Raw genomic sequence first — 23132 nt, forward strand, 5'->3', positions numbered from 1 at the left:
ACTCGGTGTCGGCATCCACCGAGTCCGGGTGCACGGACAAGTAATCGCACGCCGTCATGGCGTCATGGCGTCCCAGCTCCGGCCGATGGCACTGTCGAGGTTTCCGAATATCAGGCGCCAGCTGTCGCGCCTTCTCGCCCGCACCCTTGGCGCAGCGCCTCCTTCACGGGTCGGGTGAAACGGCTGCTCGGCTCGCCTCGGAGCCGGCCTTCCGGAAGCCTGCGGCCGTAGGCCAGCAGCAGGAGGTCCTGGGCGATGCCGTACACGGGCGAGCCGGAGCCGTACGACCAGTCGAGATCCTCGGCGCACAGCCGCACTCCGTCGAGGTCGGCGCCGAAGAACTTCAGGCTGCTGGGCCGGATCTCGTCGAGCAGGATGTGCAGCCGGTCCTCGGGGATGCGCCGGTCGAGGCCGAGGGCGACGGTGATGTCCAGCCCGTGAACCACGTCGTGGCCGAGCGCCGCCGCGAACCCGCCGACCGGGGGCGTCCAGGGATGGTCGGCGTTGTCCCGTAGGAAGGCGGCGAGCGCGGTGGTGGAATGGGCGGCCGCATCCCTGCGCGCGACCCGGTCGGTCATACGGTGAAGGTTCCCGCGCGCCTTGACCAACTCGCCGAGTGTCACGGGCAGGGAGAGCCGGAACCCCATCGACATGTGCGCCGCGACCTCGCGAACGCGCCACCCTGCGCACAGGCTCTGCTCGTTCCACTGGTCGGTTCGCAGAGTGTCGAGCAGGCCGGCCAGTTCTCGGCGTTCCGCCGCGATCGCGGCCCTGACCTCGGTGCTCTTCCTTTTGCGGGCTGTCGCGTTCTCCATGTGATCAAGCCTGCGGCCGTCGGATCGATAGCGCCAGTAGATAGTTCTGCTGCCACCTAGAATCATTGCTTATGGAGCTTCGCCAGCTGCGCTACTTCGTCTGCGTCGTCGAGGAGGGCGGTTTCACCCGAGCCGCCGCCCGGCTGCACCTGGCCCAGCCGGGCCTGAGCGCACAGATCCGCCAGCTGGAGAAGGAGCTGGGGCAGCCCCTGCTCGACCGCTCCGGCCGGTCGGTGACTCTGACCGAGGTGGGCCGGGCGGTCCTGCCGTACGCCCGCGCCGCACTGGCCGCTGCGGAGTCGGTGCAGCAGACGGTGGATGCGTACACGGGGCTGCTGCGCGGCCGGGTCACGCTCGGGCTGGTCTCCGGAGCCACCGGCCATGTCTTCGATATCGCCGCTTTACTCGCGGACTTCCACGACGTGCACCCCTCGGTGGAGGTGGCACTCACCGAGGACACCACGGAGCGGATGCAGGCCGCGCTCCTGGCCGGCGAGCTCGACATCGCCGTTCTCGGGACGGCAGAGGAGGTGCCTCCGCCCGGAGCGGTCTTCCAGACGGTGATCGACGTCCCGCTGGTTGCCGCTGTTGCGCCCGGCGATCCGCTTCTCGACGGCTTCGACGGCGCGAGTGTCCCGCTTGCCGGTCTCCGCGACCGGCCGCTGATCTGCCTGCCGCGCGGCACCGGGGTGCGCGCGGCGCTCGAACGCGGTTGTGTGCAGGCGGGATTCCGGCCCCGGGTCACCTTCGAGGCGGCAGCGCCCCATGTGCTTGCACAGCTCGCCGCGCGGGGCTTGGGCATCGCCGTGCTCCCTGCCGGCGAGGACGAATCCTCCCTCAACGGACAGCTCCGCACCCTGCGGATCGTCCGGCCCGAGATGCGTGCCCGCATCGCGCTCGCCTGGCAGGCCAACGGTCCTTCGAGCCCCGCGGCCCGGGTACTCCTCGACCGCCTGCGCGAAGCCGTCCCCAAGCCACCCGAGACCTAGACGGCGAGTTTGTCGGTTGAGCGCTCATCTGCAGGCGGCGAGGAGTACCAGCGTCCCGCAGGTGAGTGCGTAGGTGGCGAGCCCGGCCCAGGCGCCATGGTGGCTCGCTCGCTCCGCCTGGGCGACGCTGCCTCCCCGGCTGGTCCAGCGCCAGGCGAGGACGGTGCCCGCCACGGCGAGGAGGAGGCAGGCGAGGGTGATGAGGTGGAGCCAGTCGATGAGGGTCAGCCCGTTGAAGCTGGTGATCACGTCGTCGGCCTGCTGCATGTTGAGCACCACGACGAACAGCCCGCCGCCCAGGACGCCGAGCCGGCTGTGGACGCCTTCCAGCCTCTCCGAGGTCGCCGGTTCTTCGTGGCGGGAGGAGACGAGGAAAGTGGAGACGGCGATGAGCAGGGCGAGGTAGAGGGGAGTGGTGAGCTTCCAGAAGGTAGTGAGGCTGGAGCGTTCCAGGTCGATCTGGATGCGTACACGGTTGTAGGTGCTGCCGTGCTTGAGGCTGCGGTCGCCGTAGGTGGTGGTGTAGTGCTTGTCGGCGGTGACCAGCCGGAACCCGGAGATCCGCCAGCCCCGCGGGCGGATCTCCGGATTGAGCTGTGAATCGGCGTTGTTCACGGTGAAGCGGAAATGGCCGGTGTCCTGCGGTGCGGTGAGGAGCACCTCGATGCGGTGGCGGTCGAAGGGGAAGTCGCGGACGTCCCAGTCCTGCCGGAAACTGGACTGCACCCGCACCTGGTCCAGCACTTGGCCGTCCTGGTCGATCAGGTTGGGCTCGGAGGTGTCGGGGTCGTCGGCATTGGAGAAGGACACCTGCGGCAGGGGATCGGCACGGCGGTCGGGGCAGATGGTCCACAGCCACAGCCGCGCGGAGAACCTTCCTTTGGCCGGGTCGATGTCGTACAGGTCGCTGATGTAGGTGCTCAGTTCACACCGGACGACGCCGGCTCGGTTGGGTATACCGGTGGCCGCAGCCGGGGTGGTGGGCAGCCAGAACGCACAGGCGGCGAAGACTGTGAGCAGCAGGACCGATGCGGGGGACGGCCGGACAAGGTGCTTTCGGGCGAGGGTCATCGCAGCCATATGGCCCTATTGTTGCCCGGCCCGGGATCGCTGGGGTGACCTCACCGGGCGAAGGCGCCGGTGTGAGGGACACACCTTCTGAACTGTTCGACGAACGCACGGAAGGAGTCGGCCCAGAGGGTGGCCGCGGGGCCGGGGGCGCGTGAGGCGTTCGCACAGGGTGGCGGCGAGTTCCTCGGCCCCGGCCGGGTGGGGAGACCCAGGTCACATCAGCCCATGTCACAGGGGGCCGAGCTACCTCGTCTCAGGGGTGTAACCACGAACGACCACCGAGGAGCACACCATGGACGCGCGACTGAACTTCCTCACCGACCCGGCCACCGGCAAGGCCATCAAGCACTTCATGGCGGTGGGCAAGATCCTCAAGGACTCGCCGCTGCCGACCGCAACGCAGGAACTGGTGTCGCTGCGCGTGAGCCAGATCAACGGCTGCGCCGTCTGCATCGACATGCACACCAAGGAGGCCGCCGCTGCCAGCGAGTCCTCGGTGCGGCTGAACCTGGTGGCGGCGTGGCGGGAGGCGACGGTCTTCACCGAGGCCGAGCGTGCCGCGCTGGAGCTGGCGGAGGAGGGGACCCGGGTCGCGGACGCGGCCGGCGGGGTGAGTGACGAGGTGTGGGCGCACGCCGCCAAGCACTACGACGAGGAGCAGCTCAACGCCCTGGTCATCCTGATCTCCTTCATGAACATGGCGAACCGGTTCAATGTCATCACCCGGCAGCCGGCCGGCGACTACAAGGCCGGGCAGTTCCACTGAGAGCGGCATCAGCAACCGGCTCGGGGCCCGGCTGCGGGCTCCGGGCCCTCGGGCCAGGGGCGTTACTCTGGCCCGCCGGTGGTCCGGATGATCATCAGAGGACGCCTGCGCCGAAGCACACGGCCAGGTGAGAGGGCTTCAGGGGGAGAGGATTCGGCGTGAGCAAGGTTGAGGAGTTCGAGGAGCTGCGGCCGCTGCTGTTTTCGATCGCCTATCGGATTCTGGGCAGCGTGAGCGAGGCCGAGGACGCGGTGCAGGAGACATGGCTGCGCTTCGACGGCTCGTCGACCCGGCCCACGTCGACCAAGGCGTTTCTGTCGGCGGCGGTGACACGGATCTCGATCGATGTGCTGCGTTCCGCGCGGGTGCGGCGGGAGGAGTACGTCGGGCCGTGGTTTCCCGAGCCGCTGCTGAGCGATCCGTATCAGGATCCGGCGCGGTCGGTGGAGTTGGCCGACTCGGTGTCGATGGCGGCGCTGCTGTTGCTGGAGCGGCTCAGCCCGCTGGAGCGGGCGGTCTTCCTGCTGCGGGAGGTGTTCGCCTTCGGGTTCGACGAGGTCGCCGTGGCGGTGGGCCGTTCGGAGGCGGCATGCCGGCAGCTGCTGGTGCGGGCGCGGCGGCACATGGAGGACGGGCGGCCGCGCTTCGCAGCGGACCGTGAGGAGCGCCAGGAGCTGGCGACGCGGTTCTTCGACGCGCTGAAGAACGGTGATGTGGGCGGGCTGCAGAATCTGCTGGCCGCCGACGTGCAGATGGTCGGGGACGGCGGCGGCAAGGCCCCGCAGCTGGCCAGGGCCATCGTGGGTGCGGAGAACGTGGCCCGGTTGCTGGGCACGGTCTACCCCTGGCTGGTCCGGATCGACGTGTCGTTGGAGCCGCACGAGGTCAACGGCCAGCCCGGCGCGATCTTCCGGGACCGGGACGGCAAGGTGCTCCACACCATGGTCCTCGACGTGCTCGACGGGCAGATCCAGACGATCCGCTCGGTGATCAACCCCGACAAGCTCGGCCACATCGGGCCGGTCGCCGACGCCTGGGCCGTCGACCGCGAGGTGAAGCAGGTCCGCCGGCAGTCGAACTGACCCCGGGAGTGGCGGCGGGCGTCCGGGTGAACGGCGTGAAGGCGATGCCGTGGGCGCTGAAGGGGTGCGTACGACCAAAGGTCTTGCATGCGGCCGGGCCCCGCACCGATACGTGCGGGGCCCGGCGGTGGCAGCCAAGGCGCCAGTCAAGGCGGCTGACGGGACGGCTGACGGGGCATCGCGCTCAGGCGAGGTCGAACCGGTCGAGGTTCATCACCTTGTCCCACGCCGCCACGAAATCACGCGCGAACTTCTCTCCCGCGTCCTCGGACGCGTAGACCTCCGAGACGGCCCGGAGCTGGGAATGCGAACCGAAGATGAGGTCGACGGCGGTGGCCGTCCACTTGACCTCGCCCGTGGCACGATCCCGGCCCTCGAATACGTTCTCGGCCGAGGTCGACGCCTTCCACTCCGTGCCCATGTCGAGCAGGTTGACGAAGAAGTCATTGGTCAACGTCTCCGGCCGGTGGGTGAAGGCGCCGTGCGGAGACTGCTTGTAGCCGGTGTTCAGGGCCCGCATGCCGCCGATCAGAACCGTCATCTCGGGGGCGGTCAGGTTCAGCAGGTTTGCGCGGTCCAGCAGGAGGGTTTCCGGCGACAGTTTCTCTCCCGCCCGGAGGTAGTTGCGGAACCCGTCCGCCTTGGGTTCGAGCACGGAGAACGACTCCACGTCGGTCTGCTCCTGCGAGGCGTCCGTGCGCCCCGGTGCGAACGGGACCGTGAGGTCGTGCCCGGCGTTCTTCACGGCCCGCTCGACGGCCGCGCACCCGCCCAGGACGATGAGGTCGGCGAGGGAAACCTTCTTCCCGCCGGCCTGTGAGCGGTTGAAGTCCTGGCGGAGCTGCTCGAGGGTCTGCAGCGCCTCGGTCACCTCGGGCAGGTCGTTGAGCTCCCAGTCCTTTTGCGGCGCGAGTCGGATGCGTGCCCCGTTGGCCCCGCCGCGCTTGTCGGTGCCGCGGAAGCTCGCCGCCGACGCCCAGGCGGTGGTGACCAGCTGGGGGACGGACAGGCCCGAGGCGAGGATCCTGCGCTTGAGGTCCGCGATGTCCTCGTCCGCGACCAGCTCGTGATCGACGTCGGGGACGGGGTCCTGCCACAGCTGCGGCTCGGGAATCCACGGGCCGAGGTAGCGCGGGAGGGGCCCCATGTCGCGGTGCAGCAGTTTGTACCACGCCTTGGCGAACGCATCCGCCAGCTTGTCCGGGTTCTCGTGGAAGCTCTTCGCGATCGGCGCGTAGACCGGATCCAGCTTCAGCGCGAGGTCCGTCGTCAGCATCATGGGAGCGTGCCTCTTCGACGGGTCGTGAGCGTCGGGCACGGTGTCCTTGGCCGAGGGATCCGTGGGGGTCCACTGGTTCGCGCCGGCCGGGCTCGTCGTCAGCTCCCAGTCGTACCTGAAGAGGTTGTCCAGGTACCCGTTGTCCCACGTCGTCGGCTCGGAGGTCCATGCGCCCTCGAGCCCGCTGGTGAGTGCGTCGGCGCCCTTGCCGCTGCCGCAGGTGTTCCTCCAGCCGAGGCCCTGCTGCTCGATGGGGCCGGCCTCGGGTTCCGGGCCGATGTACGAGGGATCGACGGCACCGTGGCACTTGCCGAACGTGTGGCCGCCGACGATGAGCGCAACCGTCTCCTCGTCGTTCATCGCCATGCGCCCGAACGTCTCGCGGATGTCCCGGGCGGCGGCGATCGGATCGGGGTTTCCGTTGGGCCCCTCCGGATTGACGTAGATCAGTCCCATCTGCACGGCACCGAAAGGACCGGTCAGTTCCCTGTCGCCGCGGTAGCGCTCGTCTCCGAGCCAGGTGTCCTCGGGTCCCCAGAAGATTTCCTCGGGTTCCCAGATGTCCTCCCGCCCGAAGCCGAATCCGAATGTCTTGAGGCCCATCGATTCGATGGCGCAGTTACCGGCGAAGATCAGAAGATCGGCCCAGGAGATTTTCCGGCCGTACTTCTGCTTGACCGGCCAGAGCAGGCGGCGCGCCTTGTCGAGGCTCGCATTGTCCGGCCAGCTGTTGAGCGGGGCGAAGCGCTGAGCGCCGGAGCCGCCGCCGCCCCGGCCGTCGGCGATGCGGTACGTTCCCGCGGCGTGCCAGCTCATCCGGATGAAGAGCGGCCCGTAGTGGCCGTAGTCGGCAGGCCACCAGTCCTGTGACGTCGTCATCACCTCGAAGACGTCCTGCTTCAGCTCGTCCACGTTCAGAGTTGCGAACTCTTCCGCGTAGCTGAATTCCGCACCCAGCGGATTGGACCGAGGTGAGTGCTGGTGGAGAACCTGAAGGTCCAGCTGGTTCGGCCACCAGTCCCGGTTCGTCCGGGGATGGGACGGCGTTGGGGTGGGGGAGGGGATTACCGGGTTCTCGCTCTCGCTGCCGGACACGTCCGTCCTTCTTCCTGTCTCGGTGTTTCCGCCGGAATCCGATGGTCGCGCACCGCAGGCCGCACCGCTGCGAGAACACGCGAGCACCCCCGAGTGACAAGAGTGGCAAGCAGGGCGGCCGTCCGCTCCGCCCGGCACAGGCTCGTGCCGGGCGGGCAGGACGCGGCGCGCTCCGCAGGACGTGTCAGGTGACAGGACGTGTCAGGTGAGCTGCGCGGCGGACGTCGTGGCGCAGTTCTTGAGTGCGTCCCAGATGCCCTCGCCGAGAGACTCGAAGAGCTTCTCCGGGTTGTCCTTGAGCCAGGAGACGATGCCGTCCCACTTGTCGATCGTGAACTGCTGGTCGAAGTGGAACTGGACCAGGTGCACGTCGAGCAGATAGGCGTCGCAGCTCGCCGTCAAGTGCAGATTGACACCGTTTCCGTCGACAGTGAGGTCGAAGCCGCCCTCAGCGTGGATGCCGACCAGGTTTCCGGCCGGGATCGGGATGCCACCGAGCACCACACCCCGGGGAATCTTGACATCGAAGCCCAGCTTGACGTTGGCCGAGGCGTGCAGCCCCGTGCTGCTGAGGCTGCAGCTCATGTCGCCGTGGAGGATGTCGAGCAGGTCCGCGGCGATCGTGAAGGCGAAGCCCTCGTTGCCGAGCTGCGCCTCGATCGAGGCCGACAGGCCGAGGAGGTCGAGGTTGCCGGAGAGGGAGAAGATCACCGGCGGAAGCTTGCCGGTCCGGATGCCCCGGGTGTCGAGGAGGTACTGGGGGCCCTTGTTTTTGCTCGCGTCCGAGAAGGTGAGGACGTTGCCCAACTTCATCGGCTGGGCGATGGCGCTGTACGCGTAGAGGCCCTCGTCGCTGACGTTGACTTCGAAGCGCCAGTTGTTGCCGAAGAAGTCGATGTCGCCCTTGGCGTAGAAGCCCTGCTTCCACTCCTCGCCGGTCTCCCGGTTGGTCCAGCCGTTGGGATCGATGACCACGCAGATCGCCAGCTTGTGGAGCACGATCTGCTGCAGGAAGGAGAGCCAGTCCGGTGGGGCGACGAGGACGGCGAGCATCTCCCAGACCGAGATGCCGGTGTCCTTGTGGACGGTCCCCAGATCGAAGTGGAAGACGGTGACGAAGGGCTCCGGATTGAACCCGCCTTCGATGTCCAGGTCGAGGGTGGCCTCTCCGATGATCACCGACCCGCCCGCGCCCAGGGTGAGCCCGGTTTCCGCCCCGTAGCCGATCTGCATGTAGAAGTAGTGGACGTCGAACCCTTCGACGCCGAAAGCGTTCTTCCACGTGGGGCGATCGTCACCGGAGGGCGGCGCGGAGAGCCCGGCGAGGCGGCTCGCGGTGTCGCGCACGAGGCTGTACGCGGTCCCGCCCGTCCGGTGGGGCGTGGCGTCATGGACGAGGCGGCCGTCGGCTCCAAGGATCGGATCCGCGGTGAGCAGGGTGTGCCCGGGTTCCCGGAGCGCGTAGGCCAACTGGTGCGGGGCGGGCCGTCCGGCGGCTTCCTCAGCCCCGGAGCCGGCGGCGGGCTTGAGCACCAGGAAGAGGTGGAACTCCGTGCCCTTGAGGGACCCTCCGGCCACGAACTGCAGCAGGGTCGCGGGCGCGGAGCCGACGGCCGGGACGGTGAAGTTCCACGAGGTCTGGAGGGACACTTCCCGCTGTGCCGGGCGGAACGCGAGGGTCAGGCCGCCGAAGCCGTCCCGGGTCTTCTGCTCCGCGATGGACGCAGTGAACTCGGACTCCTGGACCGGCGTGGTGAGCCGGGCCGTCAGGTGTATGCCACTGGCGTCCTGGAACAGCTCTTTCAGGGGCGCCAGCGGGCCCGTCAGGCCCAGTTCGGTGAAGAACGTGAGGCCCTTGCCGAGTGTGGACGGCAGGGTTTCGGGCGGGCTGGCGCCGGCATCGACGGTGACACCGTCGGCGGAGCTGACGGCGAGCCCGGATTTGGCGAAGGTGATGCCGTCGAGGAAGCCGAGCACCGGGGCCCAGTCCGACACCTTTCCCGGGGACCAGACCCAGTCCTTCTGCCAGAACGCGGCGGCGAACAGCGTGCCGCCCTCCGCCTTCTTGGCCGCCTTGCCGAAGAACGTCAGCTGCGCCTCGGCGAACGTCGCCGTGGTGCTGACCGTCAGCTCGTAGCTCTTGCCCGAGGCCGGCTGCCCCGACAGCGCGTTCCCCAGGCGTACGGTCACGGCCGGCTGGAGCAGGGAGACCCGAGGCAGGCCGTCGGGCAGCGCCACGTCGGCCTGGCAGGCCAGGGACTTCAGGAGTGCGGTCAGGTCGACGTCGGGGAAGTTCCCGTCGAGCTCGAAGGCACCGGGGATGGTCCATGCGGCGGAGAACTTCACGGAGTCGTCGCCGTTGCCGCCCTGGGCGGGGCCGAGCTCGGCATTGGCCGACAAGGTGCCGGTGGTCCGCGAGCCGCCGTTCGGGGCGTCGGCTGTCCCCTCCAGTTGCTGCACCGTGCTGCCGCCGGCGCCCTCACCGCCCTCGCGCGCCAGCTTCAGCCCGGCCTCGGTGAGGCTGATGCGGGCGGCGCCGATGTCGATGTGCCAGTCGGAGGAGACGGACGCTTCGACCTCGTACGTGCCTTTCTTGGGTGTCGCCGTGCCGGAGAATTTTTTCAGCGTCAGCTCGGGCACGCCGGTGAGGTCGGCGCGCGGCAGGAAGTGATGGAGCACGCCCCGCAGTTCGGCGGGTGTGCTCTCGTCGAGAGCGAGCTCGAACGTGCCGGGCGGTATCTTCGCTGTGGTGTGGAGGCTGAAGTCGCCCGCGACGGTGAAGTCGCCGCGCCCGGTGACCTCCGCCGTGCGGGATGGCTGGAGCGGATTCGTGACGGTCAGGGTGGCGCCGACGCCGGTCAGGGCCAGGTCGTCGCCCATGATCGGCCATGTGGTGCCGGGCGTGGTCTCGACGGTGGCCTTGACCTGGGTCAGGGCCGCTGCCAGCCCGCCCTTGCCGAACGCTGCGGGGTCGATGGTGGCGGTGATCTCGGTGAGGCGGACGGAGTCGCCGAGTGCGAAGCCCTCCTGGTCGACGAGCTGGTGGACCGCCGCGCCAGTGCCGTTCCAGGCGGCGAGGTCGACCGGGGTGAGCCGCTCGGGGAACCGGTCGGCGGTGAGGGCGAGGACGCCGCCGCCGGACGGAAGCGGAGCACTGATCGTCGCCCCGACCGCCTTGCCCATGACCAGGTCCGCGGCCAGCCGTAAGCCGTAGGTGACCGGTGAGCCGTTCCCGCCGTCACTACGCGACCCGGCCCAAAGGTAGAAGGACGCGGAGAACGCCCCGTCCGGCTGCGGCGTCGAGCGCAGTGCGATGTCGGTGCGGACCTCGCCGCCCTGCTCATTGACGGGGCGGCGCACGACCGGCCCGGTCAGCGACAGGGTCCCGGGCCTGGGCCTGAGCAGCGCGGCGAGTGCGCCGAGCTGCTCCGGGTCGGTCACTTGAGGGGCATGGAAGGTGAGGCCGGGGTCCAGCGCGGGGTACCCGTCGCGGGGAGGCCGTCCCACCGACGTGAGCAGCAGGGCGGGTGGTGCGGGGAAGGCGAGGGCGGCCAGGTCGCTGCCGGCGGTGGCGGGGAAGGAGGTGGCGAAGGTCCAGTCCGTGAGCAGGGCGAGCGGGACGTAGAGGGTGGGGTCCTGGTCGACGGGGTCGAGGCCGAAGGTGATGCCGCGGACCAGCATGCCGGTGAGGCCCAGACCGTCCACGGTGAGCGTGCCGTGCACGACCACGGAGTCGTTGTCGTCCTCGCGGTGCAGGTCGGTGATGGCGAGCGTGCCGTCGAGCCAGGTGCCTATCAGTCCGGCGGCGGGACCGGTGCCGAGGTCGGCGGCCGGGAGCGTGAGGGTGGTGCCCTGGGTGTGCCGGCCGATCAGGGCCCGGAGTTCTTCGATCGTCATGAAAGGTCAGCCTTCGAGCTTGGAGTGGATGACCGCGCGGGCGTTGTCGGTGAGCTCCTTGGCGATGTCGGCACGGTGCGCGTCGACCGCGTCCTGCACCCCCTTGATGATCTTCTGCTTGACCTCGTCCTTGTTCAGCACCTGCTGGATGATCTTCTCCAGGGGGCTGGGTTCCTTGAGATGGATCGTGACCTGCAGGTTCTGCGTGGGGACGGCGAGGGCGAGCGCGTCCAGGCCGATGGTCAGCTCGTCGGCGTCGCGGCCGGTGAAGGACAGGGCGGCCGTCGCCGAGGGCTGGTCGATGGTGACGGTGATGTCGCCCTGGATCGTGTCGTCATCGCGCGCCGAGGTGTGTTCCGGCGCAGCGGCAGCGGCCGTGCCATCCGGGAAGGACACGACACCCGTGCCGGTGAGGGTGAGCGGGGGCGGGGGAACCTTCGCGTCGCCGGGGAGCCGGCCGAGCCTCAGGGTCGCCCCGATGCCCCCGTCGGTGAGGGCGGCGTCCTCGACGGGGATCAGGACGTTGGAGATGCCCTTGATCGTGCCTCCCTTGAAGCCGAGGTCGGCCGTCGCGACGCCGATCTTGTACGAGCCGAGGTCCATGTCCCCGAGGCCGTACGGTTCGAGCCTGGGGTCGGTCGCCCCGAGGACGACGGTCGGGGGATAGAAGCCGGAGCCCGTGTCGTTCACGGAGGCCCGCAGCCGGTCGAAGAGGTAGACCTCCAGCGGGCCGTACTTCGCCGGGAAGCCCGTGTCGTCCGACGGCAGGGTGCCCGTCGGCACCGCGCCGAGCACCCCGTCGAGGGCCTTGGCCAGCTGGGTGGTGACCGTGGCGGAGAACTGGTTACGGAAGGAGAGGTCGGCCAGCGTGGCGACCAGCTTCGCGGTGAGGGCCTGGCCGGCCTCGGCGCTGTTGAAGGCGTCGGCCGCCGCCTGCTTCCAGATCTGAAGGGTGGCCTCGTCGATCGTGCTGCCTTCGATGGTGAGGGACTTCTCGTCGAGGTGGAACTCCGGCTGAGACGCGACGGAGATCGACTCGACGGTCAGCTGCGGGACGCGGTCCGCTCCGGTGCCCGTGGCCTCGGCCCGGAGCGTGACGTCGAAGGCGAGGTCCTGGGCCGTGACGGTGAACCGGCCATGGCCCTCGATCTCCTGGCGCGGCCACTCCACGCCCTCCAGGCCCTTGACCACGACCTTCGTGGGCGGCTTCAGGCCGTCCCCGCCCCCGTTCCCGGGATCGTCGATCACCACGACGTGCTGCACGAGGCTGTACGTGCCCTGGACGGTGATCTGCTTCTGCCATCCGTGCGTGTCGTACGCCGCGGTGGTGACCCGGACCGTGCCCCGGTAGCCGCTGGCGGTGGGAGTGAGGTTCTGCAGCTCCCCGACCGAGGCGTTCGGCAGCCCGTCGACGGTGACGGTGGTCAGGGACAGCGAGGGGTAGGGGTGGTCGGCGTCGCGCTGGCTGTTGAAGGGGTCGAGGTTGTCCGGGAGATCGGGCACGCCGCGGTCCTTCGCGTCGTCGAAGGCGGCGCCCACGAAGATCCACCACGCGGAACCGATCGTGTCCCCGATCGTCTTCCCTTCGTCGCCGTCGACCTGCCCGATGTCCCACGTGTCGACGGTCAAGGGATTCAGCGTGTGGCCGTCGGGCGTGCGGACGTCCTTGAGGACGGTAGGCAGCCAGTACGGGCTGTCCGGGTCGTTGATGCGCTTGTACATGGTGGCGTAGATGAAGTCGAGCAGCTTGGTGGCCACGGGACTCTCCTTCACGTTCCAGGGTCTTGGTGTGCTCGGTCGGGGCGGGCTGCCGTGCCGCTGCTCAGACCCCGCGGTCCACGACGTGCAGGGCCAGGTCCTCCAGGGCGTAGCGGTACCGCCCGGCCGCGAACGGGCGCAGCAGCTCGACCGCCTCCAGCGCCTGGGCGCGGGCATCGGTGTACGCGCGCGAGAACCCCGTGCCGCTGCGGACCTCGGCGAGCGTGCGCTCCAGGGCGCCGGGGCCGGTGGCTTCGCCGCGCATGATGCGGCTGACCGCATGCTCCGGGCCCCACTCCTGCATGGCGTAGATCAGGGGCAGTGAGGCGCGGCGCCGCAACAGGTCCATGCCGCGCGGCTTGCCGGAGCCGGCCTCGTCCTGGGCGAGGTCGAACAGGTCGTCCATGACCTGCAGGGCGCGGCCGAGCCGGCGGCCGTAGAACCCGGCCCGGCGGGCGTCGCCGCTGCGCCCGTCGGCCAGCGTCACCCCGGCCTCGGCCGCGAGCCCGAACAGGGCTGCGGTCTTGCGGTCGGCGGTGCGCCAGTAGGTCTCGGCCAGCAGCCCCGGGTCCTGGGAGAGGTCCGTGCGCAGTTCGTCGAGTTCCCCGCAGCCGATCTGGAAGGCGGTGTCGAGGACGAGCTCGATCAGGCCCATGTCGCTGTCGCGGTCGATCGTCCGCACGAAGCCGCGGATGGCCTGGACGAACTGCAGGTCGCCGACGAGCACCGCGGTCTCCGTGCCGCGCGCGGCGTTGACCGAGGGCAGGCCGCGGCGCAGGGCGGCGCCGTCCACGATGTCGTCGTGGATCAGCGTCGCCACGTGCAGCATCTCCAGGGAGACGGCGCCCTGGAGCACCTTGTCCGGAAGCGGCGCGGGGCCGTGCACCATGCGGGCGGCAAGCAGCAGGACCGCCGGGCGCAGCCGCTTGCCGTGCCGGTACAGGGCCCGTTCACCGTCGGTGAGGTACTCCTGCTGCGGGGCCAGGGCCTGGTCGAGGAACGCCTCGAAGCGGGGCAGGTCATCGGCGAGCAGGTGCGTCCACACCCCGCCGAGGACGTCCTCGGCGGGGGCGGTCGTGTCGAGGATGAGCACGGGTCAGGACCGTCCGTCCTGCGGGTGGGCGTAGCCGGCGATGCCGGTGAACGCGGCGTGCCGGACGGTCTCGGCGATGGCGTCCTGCAGCAGCGTGTGCACGAACCGCATGGCGGAGAGGCGCTCGCGGGCCACATCGGCGGCGGTCCCCTGCCACTCCTCGTCGTCGATGCTCAGAGCGAGGTCCGGCAACTCGACCGTCACGTCCGCCGGTGCGCCGTCCGGCGTGAGGCGGGTGGTGATGCGGACGTCCTCCAGCCGTGCCGTGCACTCCCCGGTGTGGAGGGTGTCCGTCGCCTGCGGCCCCTGCTGCGCCTCGTCGTGGTAGGCGGCGGCGCCGAATCCCTGGATGACCGCGCGGTCCTCGTCGGACAGCGCGATCCAGTTCTCCGGCTCCTCCGGCCGGTCCTCCTGCTCTGCCCGGGGCGCTTGAACCTCTCCGTCGGCGAACGCGACGAGTCCGTTGTAGCGCGCCATTTCCTCGGGGGAGACCGCCGGAGCCTCCCCGGAGTGCCGGTCGATGGCGGTGTAGACGTTGTCCTGGGTCATCAGGATGATGTGCGAGCCGTCGTTGCCGGTCTGCTGGACCGACTTGGAGAAGCTCTCGGCGGCCGTGGCCGCAGCCTGGAGGCGCTCGGCCTTGGCGGGGTCCTTCCGCTTGATCCGGGCGGCTTCGGTGGTGAGCGCGGTTTGCACCGTGGTCCGCTGCTGCCAGGCGTGCCCGTTGTACGTGACGCCTTCTTGCGGGTCGTGCCAGTCGTTGACCGGCGGCTGGTCACCGGCGGACGGCCGGGCGTCGACGGGCGCTTCCGGGTCCGTGCTGTCGTAGGTGTGCTGCGACATGCGCTGGGTGACGCCCTTTTCGGCCCATTTCTTCCGGAGGTTGGAGGAGACCGAGGAGTTGCCGTTGAAGATGTCGTAGTAGCTCTCGTTGTGCGTGCCGTACTGGACGAGGACCTGGCGGCCGTTCTCGGTCTTCATCAGTTTGGTGCGGTGGGAATCGGCGCGCTTCGTCCACTTGCGGATGGTCGTGTCGTCCGGGTGGTCGGGCGCGACGGCCCGGGCTCCGGCGGGCAGGGTGGGCTGTCGCGCTTCCGCCGAGAGCGGGCGCAGGTTTCCGGCGGTGTCGATCTCGTGGATCTCGTCGGGCCCGGCGTCGAGGGCGTAGCGTCCCGTGAGGACGACGGCCGGAATGCGGTGGGTGATGCGGCGGATGCCGCCGCGGGCCTCCTCGGCGAGGGCTTCCGGCTGCCCCTCGGCGCGCAGTTGCAGCGCACCGAGCCGGAAGCTCAGCGAGCCGGTGGCGTAGTCGAGGGCGCCGGGCATCTCCACGCTGCGGGCGAGGGGGTAGCCGGGGGTGTCGGCCAGGTGGAGCGTCTCGGCCTCGGGGCCGGTCCGGCGGTCGCCGGACTGCGGGGGCTGGGGCGTACTCAACGGGTCTCCTGCGGTGGTCGGACGGACATGAGAGGGGGCGGGCGGCGGAGACGGGCCCGCCGGAGGGTGCGGGGACGGCTCAGGAGACGACGAATGTGCCGCTGACCATGAGCATCCCGTCGTGGGAGCCCAGTTCCGGCGACGTCAGCTTCACGGACACGGTCTGGCCCTGCACGGTGATGTCGGTGCCCAGCGGCGTTTTGAGCGGGATGTCGGCGCTCTTCTTGCCCTCCAGCGCGCCCTTCAGGACGGCGGGGGCCGCGAGAGCGAGCGCATTGGCGGGTGCGGCGACCAGCTTGGCGGCGTCGGACTTCGGGTACAGCGACACGGAGTTGAGGCCGATCTTCTCCAGCGTCGCGGAGAGGGCCGTGTCCGTCAGGCCGGTGGCCTTGAAGGTGACGCTGGGTTCGGCCGGGTCGAGGACGACCTCGAAGTCGATCAGTGCATCCACGGTTTTCGGGACCTCCTGGAGTGAGGGGACGACGATGCGGGACGGTCTCAGGACTCCTGGGAGGCCTTGAACAGGGCGCAACCCTTGCCGGGAGCGACGGGGAACAGGTCGACCCCCACGGACCAGGGGATGTCGAAGTCGGCCGAGATCGTGGTCGGGTCGTTCTCGTCGACCTTCACGTTCTCGGCCTTCCGGAACGTGGCTTTCCACCAGACCGAGGCGACCCCGGTCACGGTCTTGTCGTCATCGGCCAGCTTCGTGTTCTGCCACTGGTCGAGGGCGCCCTGCAGCAGGCGGGCCATCAGGTCCCGGCCGACGAGCAGGAAGACCTGCTTGTCCGACGGCCAGTCGGTGGCCGCGCCGGCGGGGGAGCCGGCGGCGGGGGCGTGGCCGGTTCCTGCGGTCGCCGTGAGGACCAGGTGGGTCCCGGTGACGTCCAGGAGCGCCGGAGTGAGGGAGACCTGCTGTCCGAAGAGGTCCTGGACGGGCAGCTTCAGCCCGCTGACCAGGCTCTTCGCCTGGTCGAGGACGTTCGGCACGATCACCTTCTCGACCATGATCCGCGTGTAGGGGTCCGGGATCTCGGACAGCCGCACACCGAGCGGGACGATGGTGATGGCGCCGGTGTCGACCTTGGCCTGGACCGCGACTTTGACCTCGCTGACGCCTTGGGGGAGGGCGTCGCCGGCGATGGTGCCGTTCACTTGCAGCTGCGGGGCGTGGATCTGCAGGACTCCCGAGTCGGGCAGGTCGGTGATGCCCTGCGCCTTGATCATCTGATTCCAGAGCTCGGTGTCCGGTTTCTCGAGGACGAGCTCGGGCGGCTCCAGGAAGTCCCAGGAGAAGGTGTACTCGATGCCTTCGATGGTCTCGGGGCCGTAGGCACCCTGGAACACGGCCCGGTGCAGGCTGTGCAGGGACTTGAGGCCCGAGTTGAGCGCGTCGGCGTGGATTCCGAGTGCGAGGTCATATGGCGTTTCGGTCACGGGAGCCGATTTAAGGGGCTGAACGGCCGGGGAAACAATCGGTTCCCGGCCATTTGGGAATCGGAATCTGCATCAACCTTGCCTCACTTGTGCAAGGTTGAATTATGGAAGTGCGCGCGGCGAAGGAAGGTGCGGCGAAGGAACGCACGGCGTGACGCGACGGATTGTTATCGAGTATCGGGCAACCCTGAAGGAACGCCCGTCCAGAAATCCGTTCGATATTCGCCCGGATTCGGTGTGCGGGAAAACGGCCCTCTGTCGCCGGTGCCGGGCCCCGGGGAGAGGGAAAGGTGAACCAGGGCCCGGCACCGGCTCCGCGGCCGCCCCTACCGCTTGGTGACGGTCACATCGCCCTGGAGCGCGAGGGCGTCGCCGAAGCGCGAGAGGGTCAGGTCCGCCGGCGTCGCGTCGAGGTGGACGGGCTCGACGTCGATGGGGATGGCCGGGAACGCACCCACCGGGAACTCGACGCCGCGCAGCGCGCTCCCGACGATGCCGCCGAAGGTCGACGACAGGGCGTCGACGACCCACGAGAAGATCATGCTGACGATGTCGCCGCGCGTGGGCACGAGCTTCAAGTCGAAGGAACTCACCTCCGTGGCAGTGGCCTTGAGTGTCGTCCCCGACATGGCCAGGGTGAGCGTGACGGTGGGGTCGGGCTCCAGGTGCAGGTCGTAGAACGCATCGGTCGACCCGCCCCAGAACCAGTTGATCCCGGCGCTGCCGCTGCCGGAGACGGCCATGTGGACGCGCACGGTCGGCACGTCGTCCCACACCACCTCGCACCGGACGTTGTGGATGGAGATGTCGGCCTTGTAGTACGCGCTGCTGCCCGCGAAGTCCTTGTGGTCACCGGCAGGGAAGGTCTTGCCCTCCAGGTACGAGGTCGCCACCTGCGCGATCCGCTCGACCGCGTCCCGCCCGAGCAGGGCGAAGAAGGGGCTCTGCGGCCAGTCGTCGGGGAAGGGGGGCTTCGGTGTGCCGTGCTCCGCCAGGTTCAGGGCGGCCACGGCCCGCTGCGGCCGGAGGACGGGGACGGGCGCCGACAGCGACAGGCCCGGGATCTGAGGTGTGGGCAGCGTGATGCCCGACAGTACCTTCCGGGACTCTTCCAGGACGTTGGGGAGCACCACCTTGTCCAGGAAGATCTTGTCGACCCTGCTGGGCGCGTCGGCGGTGGCGCCGAGGGGGTTGAGGCTGAAGAGGCCCTTGTCCGAGGTCGTGGCCTGGACCTGGACGGTCACCGCGATGTCTTCCTCCACAGGGTTCCCGTCCCCGGAGTCGACCTTCACGTGGACGAGGTTCAGCCGCACCTGGAACGTGCTCCCGTCCAGCGAGGCGCGCAGGGCGGCGACGTGCTCGGCCAGCTCGGCCTCGGTGACCTGGCCGGCGGCCCACCCCGACGTGAGACGGTCCCGTAACTCGGCCTCGGAGTGCGCCTGCGGGGTCAGGTCGAAGACCGGTGCCTCCTTGACGTCCCAGGAGACCGTGAACGTGACGCCTTCCACGTCGAAGGGCTGCGAGCCGGTGAAGTACTGCGGATAGAGCTGCCCGTAGACCTCCTTGGACGTCGAGTTCACGACGTCGGCATTGACGCCCACCATGAGGTCGCAATTCATGCGTGCTCCTTTTTCCATTTTTTACCGGCGGTCGCGTCGGCCCATGGAAAAGAGCCCGGGAGGCAGCCTCGACGGGCGACTCCGGGCACGACGAAGCGACCAGGGCGACGGCATAAATCATGGGACGGGTCCACGGCCCGTTCAAGACCGCCGGAGAAATCCCGACACACCACCGGCGCTTTGTTCCTCACGGAAACATCCGGCCGGTGCGCGTTGGCCTCCTGCTTTCCCTCCGGTGCGCGGTCCTGGACGGGCGATGATGTTTGGCGCGATCCCGGCACACTTCCTGACCAGTTGCCGCCCGCCTGCTCAGAGCCCCGCGACTTTGGAACTCGCCGACAGCTCGTAGACCAGGGTGACCGTGCGGCGGCCGCCGGGCGGGAGGGCGACGTCCCAGCGGGCGATGCCTTCGGCGTCGACCGCGGCGGGCGCCGGGGAGCAGGCTTCCTTGCGCAGGCGTACCTCCACCGCCGAGACCTCGGAGACCGGGATCCTCTCCCGCAGGACGACCACCCGTTCGTCCTGCTCCGCGGGGGCGGAGAACCGGGACAGGTACAGCCGGACCGTGCGGGTGACCACGGTCCGCTGCATGATTCCGGCGGAGTCACGGGACTCCTCGGCCTCCCGGACCACCCGGTGGTCGTCGCAGCTGCCGAAGGCGAGCTCGACGGAGGCGCCGGGGGCGGTGAAGTCCAGCGTGCCGCGGCCGCTGAATCCGTTGCCGCGGACCAGGTCCACGGGCCCGGCGAGCAGCGCATGGCCGGACCGGTTGTCGAACCGCACCACCTGGGTGACCAGCGGAGAAAGCTCGGGTGAGCAGGCGTACTCGCTGCTCGCGGCCGTGGTGAAGACGGAGAGCGGCACCCGGTGGGCGCGGCCGTCTGCGGGTACGGAGACCGGAGCGGGGGAGCGCAGCACCCGCGTCTCGCCGCCGTCGTCCACCCCGGGCAGGCCGAGCACCGGGACCGGGCCGAGGTCCCCGATCTCCTCCTCGCGCAGTTCGACGTCGACCGTGCGGCGCTCCGCGGCGGAGCGGTCCTTGAGCGTCAGCCGGTCCTCGCCCAGCCACGGTGGGTCGGTGGCCAGCGCCGACCGCGCCGTCGACAACGTCAGCCGTACGTCCGACCAGTCCTCGCCGGTGCGCTGCCAGACCATCGCGTCGGTCTCCAGCGTCAGGGAGCCCCCGTCGAGCACGGCCCGGTAGGCGGGCCGCCACAGCGCACACGCGGTGAGGTGGCTCAATCGCAGCCCGACCGGCCCGGCGGCCGCGGCCTCCACGGTCAGCTCGACATGACCGACCAGCTCGGCCGGCTCCTCCTCGGAGAGGCCCATGGCCTGCCAGACCTCCCTGAGTTCGGAGGCGATGGCGGCCAGCCGGGCCTCTACGGCGCGGAGTTGCTCGCCGTACGAGTCGCGCTCGTCGTCCACCCGGTCCAGTTCGCGGGCCCAGCGGGGCCCTTCGGACTCGCCGGAGCCGGCGCCTTCGCCGATCTCCCGCAGCACATCGGCGGCGAGGCGGCCGAGCAGGTCGAGGCGGGCGTGCAGCCGGTCGCGTCGCTGCCCCAGAGAGAGCTGCTCCTCTTCGAGGAGGTGCACGCGCCGGCGCAGGGCTGAGTCGTCGGCGGACGGCAGCGGCTCGCGCGGCGTCCAGGTGCGGACGATCCGCACGTCCAGCACGGTCGTGGGGTGATCGGCGGTCAGTTCGGCGTGGAGGGTGCGGTCGACGGCCAGGGCACTGACCGGCCCGAGACGCAGCCGCTGGACCCCGGCCTCCAGGTCGAGCACGGCGGTGCGCTCGATGTGGGCGCGATCCTCCATGCAGGTGACGGCGGTGACGGGGAGGGCGATCGGCTTCGGCGACGTGGACATGGTGGGTGTCAGCTCCTGCGGTTGCCGCCGACCAGGGCCTTGCCGGCCGGGATGCGGATCTCGTAACGGCCGTCGAGGGCGGCGGTGTCGCCGGCGGGCAGCTCCACCCGCCAGACGCGGGTGCCCGGGGCGTGGTGTTCGGGGCCCGTGCCGGGCTCGGGTGCCGTCCAGTCGGCCCGCTCCTCGATGCGGACGTCCGGTTCGGAGGTGACCGGCACCCGCTCGCGGACCTCGACGGTGACGGGCCTCGCGAGCCGGTTGGCCAGTTCCACGTGGACGCGGTGGTCGAGCACGGTGGTGTTGTTGCGCAGGCCCGAGGTCGACTCGTGCAGGTTCGTACGACGGGTGACCCGGATTCCCTCGGCCGGCCCGAGCCCCACCCGGCGGACGCCGCCGGGGGCGAGCGTGGGCAGTGCGGCGGTCAGCAGGAACTCGTCGTCGACCGTGACCTCCACCGGGCCGGCCAGCAGAGCCTGGCCGGTGGCGTTGGAGAGCACCGACGTCGCGTACACGGTCTGCTCCACGGACGGCACACAGAGGTACTCGGTGCGCAGACCGACCGGGATCTCGGCGACGGTGATGGTGTGCCAGGTGCCGTCCGACGGGACGTCGGCGCGGGCGGTGGCGTCGAAGCGGTGGTCGAAGGAGCCCGCCGACTCGCGGGGCCGCACGGCGTGCCCGGGCAGTGGCAGCGCGGCCACCGCTTCGGCGCGGCGGCGGTACTCGGCCGCCACCGCGTCGAAGGGAGCGTCAGGAAACAGCCTGCCCCGGCGACCTCCCTGCTCGTCCGGGCCGCACAGGACGAGGGCGGCGTAGTCGAGCTCGGTACTGCTCGGCTGCGGCGGACCGGGCGCCGGAGGCGGTGGTGGTGGCGCAGCCCGGCCGGGAGCCGCCGGCGCCATGGGGGCGGCGGCCCTCGCGAAGGGGCTGCCGCCGGGATGCGGCATGCCTCCGGGTTGCGAGGGGGCGGGCTGCGACCGCTCGGGCATCTCGCCCTCGAAGTCCTCCGGGTAGTGGCCGCCTGCGCCGCCGGGCGCCGGGGGCGGTGCGCCGTAGCCCTGCGGTGCCGCTGCCGCCATTGCTGCCGGCGGTGGCGGAACGGGACCGGGCGCGGAGCCGCCCGTGGCACCACCGGGCGCGGAACCGGCCCACACGGCACCGGTCGTATCAGGGCGAGGGCCTGCCGCCTCGTACCCGGCGAACAGGTCGGAGAGCCCGGCCGGGGGCTCGCGCCAGCCCGAAGGCGCGGGCGCGGGCTGACGGCGTCCGATCCGGATCGAGCGGAGCCTCGGCAGGTCGGTGCGGCGCCGCAGGTCGGCGGTGGCCAGGGCGATGCGCACGCCGGTCCAGTCCTCGCCGGTGCGCTGCGCGACCGAGGCACGCAGCACCAGATCGCCGGTGCCGTCGCCCTGACGGTAGGCGAGGCGGTAGGCCGGCACCCAGACGGCGCCCGGCACCCCGTACTCCAGCTCCAGGTCCAGCCCCGTCTCCGCGTCAGCGGTGCCGTCGAGCGTAAGGACCGCGGAGACCGTGGCCTCCACGTGCGCTGACGGTGCGTCGGTGGAGGCGCGGTCGAGCCTGTCCGTGGCGACGCCGAGTTCGTGTTCGGCGCGGCGCAGCGCCTCCTCCAGCTCGACGAGGCGGGCGTGCAGCCCCGTCAGCCGCTCCTCGACGAAGTCGGCCAGCCCCAGCCACGCGTCGACCGGGGTACGGCGGTGCGATTCCTCGCGCCTGCGGGCCGGTGGGACCGGGCGCAGGCCCCTGACCTCCTCGATCAGGCTCAGTTGCCGGTCCCGGCGGCCCTGCGCGGCCGCGCACTCGTCGTACAGCCGCTCGACCTCGCGCTGCAACCCCTCGGGCGTGCCGGTGCCGAGCGGCTCGGCCTCGACCTCCACCCGCGCCTCGGTGACACGCACCCCCGGCGCGCCCAGGATCCGGGCCCGCAGCGAACCCGGGTCCAGCGAGCGGGGCAGCCCCGTCACCCGCACCCGGCCGTCCGGCGGCACGCTGCCCCGGGCCAGTCGGCGGCAGACCGCGCCCTGCGCGTACACCACGACCGAATCGAGGGTCGACCCCCACCTCTGTGCCGTCTCAGCCGTCATGTGCTGCGCCCCCCGCCGCGTCCGTGTTGGGCGCAGCCTACGCCCGAGCGGTCCGTGCTTCCGCGCCGGTCCCGATGTCGGTGACCCTTCGTACGGGCGGGGGCATGAGCACCTCCGGCGAAGTCCGCGAGTTCGCCTCGGGCCGGGGCCCCTTACGTCTCCAGCCGTGCCGCCAGTTCCCCGGGCAGCGCATCCCGGTTCTGCGCGGTCACGTGGACCAGTTCGATGCCGGCGCGCTGCTTGAGGGCGTCGGTGAACGGGTCGTGGCGCGCGTGCACGGTGGCGACGACGTCGATGTCGGCCGTGAGCAGTTCCCCCACGGCCTTCCGGAACGCGGAGCTTGCCAGCTCCATCCCGCCCAGCTCGTCGATGAGCGCGAGATCCCCCGGCGCCGGGCCCGGTGACAGCGGGGCGAGGGCCGACAGGGCCAGTTCGTCCATGACGCGCAGGTCGACACCGTACCGGCCGACGCGCGGCGGCCCGGGGAAGGCGACGTGCGCGAGCACGGCCCGCCTGCCGTCCAGCGTCTCCAGCGCGAAACCCACGCGGGCGGTGCCCTCCCGGATCTCCTCCGTCGTGAAACCGACGGGCGTACGGGTGCGCAGCAGGGAGGCCAGCCGTCGCACGGCGGTCGTCTTGCCCACGCCCGGCCGTCCTTCGAGCAGGATCCTGGTCGGCATCGCGTCCTCCGAGGGTGCGTGCAGGGCGTCGTCCCTGTGATCCTCGCGCGGGCGAGGCCGCAGGAGTGAGACGGCGCTCCGGCAAGCGCGGCCCCCCGTGGGCAGGGGCCGTGCCCACCTCCCCCCTTATTGCACATATATTGCAG

The 23132-nt window shown here is 70.4% G+C and carries 16 protein-coding genes; 3 read left to right on the forward strand and 13 right to left on the reverse strand.

Annotated elements, in window-relative coordinates; genetic code table 11:
• Positions 1-110: 110 nt before the first annotated feature.
• The gene (locus AS857_RS00960; RefSeq protein ID WP_058041152.1) at positions 111-815 is read right to left on the reverse strand and encodes a maleylpyruvate isomerase family mycothiol-dependent enzyme; all 705 of its coding nucleotides are present in this window, start codon (positions 813-815) and stop codon (positions 111-113) included.
• Between the two features lie 71 nt (positions 816-886).
• On the opposite strand from AS857_RS00960, the gene AS857_RS00965 reads away from it, so the two are divergent.
• Positions 887-1804, forward strand: a complete 918-nt coding sequence (locus tag AS857_RS00965; RefSeq protein ID WP_058041153.1) for a LysR family transcriptional regulator — start codon at positions 887-889, stop codon at positions 1802-1804.
• Between the two features lie 24 nt (positions 1805-1828).
• On the opposite strand, the gene AS857_RS00970 is transcribed toward AS857_RS00965, so the two are convergent.
• Positions 1829-2884, reverse strand: coding sequence for a ligand-gated ion channel (locus AS857_RS00970; RefSeq protein ID WP_058041154.1), 1056 nt, complete (start codon positions 2882-2884; stop codon positions 1829-1831).
• A gap of 283 nt (positions 2885-3167) precedes the next feature.
• On the opposite strand from AS857_RS00970, the gene AS857_RS00975 reads away from it, so the two are divergent.
• Together AS857_RS00975 and AS857_RS00980 are read left to right on the forward strand one after the other, a co-directional pair.
• Positions 3168-3641, forward strand: a complete 474-nt coding sequence (locus AS857_RS00975) for a carboxymuconolactone decarboxylase family protein (protein ID WP_058041155.1) — start codon at positions 3168-3170, stop codon at positions 3639-3641.
• Positions 3642-3799: 158 nt separating this feature from the next.
• The gene (locus AS857_RS00980; RefSeq protein WP_058041156.1) at positions 3800-4723 is read left to right on the forward strand and encodes an RNA polymerase sigma-70 factor; all 924 of its coding nucleotides are present in this window, start codon (positions 3800-3802) and stop codon (positions 4721-4723) included.
• Positions 4724-4907: 184 nt separating this feature from the next.
• On the opposite strand, the gene katG is transcribed toward AS857_RS00980, so the two are convergent.
• The 11 genes from katG to AS857_RS01035 form a co-directional block, all read right to left on the reverse strand.
• Entirely contained in the window at positions 4908-7097 is a 2190-nt protein-coding gene (gene katG / locus AS857_RS00985; RefSeq protein WP_058041157.1) for a catalase/peroxidase HPI, read from the reverse strand.
• A 201-nt stretch (positions 7098-7298) separates the two neighbouring features.
• On the reverse strand, positions 7299-10994 hold the full coding sequence (locus AS857_RS00990) for a hypothetical protein (protein WP_058041158.1): 3696 nt from the start codon (positions 10992-10994) through the stop codon (positions 7299-7301).
• Positions 10995-11000: 6 nt separating this feature from the next.
• Positions 11001-12752, reverse strand: coding sequence for a hypothetical protein (locus AS857_RS00995; RefSeq protein ID WP_245699524.1), 1752 nt, complete (start codon positions 12750-12752; stop codon positions 11001-11003).
• 64 nt (positions 12753-12816) lie between these two features.
• Positions 12817-13845: a polyprenyl synthetase family protein gene (locus AS857_RS01000; RefSeq protein WP_058041159.1), complete on the reverse strand. Its 1029-nt coding sequence runs from the start codon at positions 13843-13845 to the stop codon at positions 12817-12819.
• Between the two features lie 3 nt (positions 13846-13848).
• Positions 13849-15279: a hypothetical protein gene (locus AS857_RS01005; protein WP_058041160.1), complete on the reverse strand. Its 1431-nt coding sequence runs from the start codon at positions 15277-15279 to the stop codon at positions 13849-13851.
• Positions 15280-15358: 79 nt separating this feature from the next.
• On the reverse strand, positions 15359-15730 hold the full coding sequence (locus tag AS857_RS01010) for a hypothetical protein (protein WP_058041161.1): 372 nt from the start codon (positions 15728-15730) through the stop codon (positions 15359-15361).
• A gap of 47 nt (positions 15731-15777) precedes the next feature.
• Positions 15778-16716 (reverse strand): hypothetical protein, encoded by a 939-nt coding sequence (locus tag AS857_RS40825; protein WP_245699525.1) that lies wholly within the window; start codon positions 16714-16716, stop codon positions 15778-15780.
• A 326-nt stretch (positions 16717-17042) separates the two neighbouring features.
• On the reverse strand, positions 17043-18335 hold the full coding sequence (locus tag AS857_RS01020) for a hypothetical protein (RefSeq protein WP_144440676.1): 1293 nt from the start codon (positions 18333-18335) through the stop codon (positions 17043-17045).
• Positions 18336-18644: 309 nt separating this feature from the next.
• Entirely contained in the window at positions 18645-20204 is a 1560-nt protein-coding gene (locus tag AS857_RS01025) for a mucoidy inhibitor MuiA family protein (RefSeq protein ID WP_058041163.1), read from the reverse strand.
• 8 nt (positions 20205-20212) lie between these two features.
• Positions 20213-22306, reverse strand: a complete 2094-nt coding sequence (locus AS857_RS01030; RefSeq protein ID WP_058041164.1) for a DUF4139 domain-containing protein — start codon at positions 22304-22306, stop codon at positions 20213-20215.
• A 152-nt stretch (positions 22307-22458) separates the two neighbouring features.
• Positions 22459-22986, reverse strand: coding sequence for a nucleoside-triphosphatase (locus AS857_RS01035; RefSeq protein WP_063804128.1), 528 nt, complete (start codon positions 22984-22986; stop codon positions 22459-22461).
• Between the last annotated feature and the right edge of the window lie 146 nt (positions 22987-23132).

The sequence above is a fragment of the Streptomyces roseifaciens genome (genome assembly GCF_001445655.1).
GTDB lineage: Bacteria > Actinomycetota > Actinomycetes > Streptomycetales > Streptomycetaceae > Streptomyces > Streptomyces aureoversilis.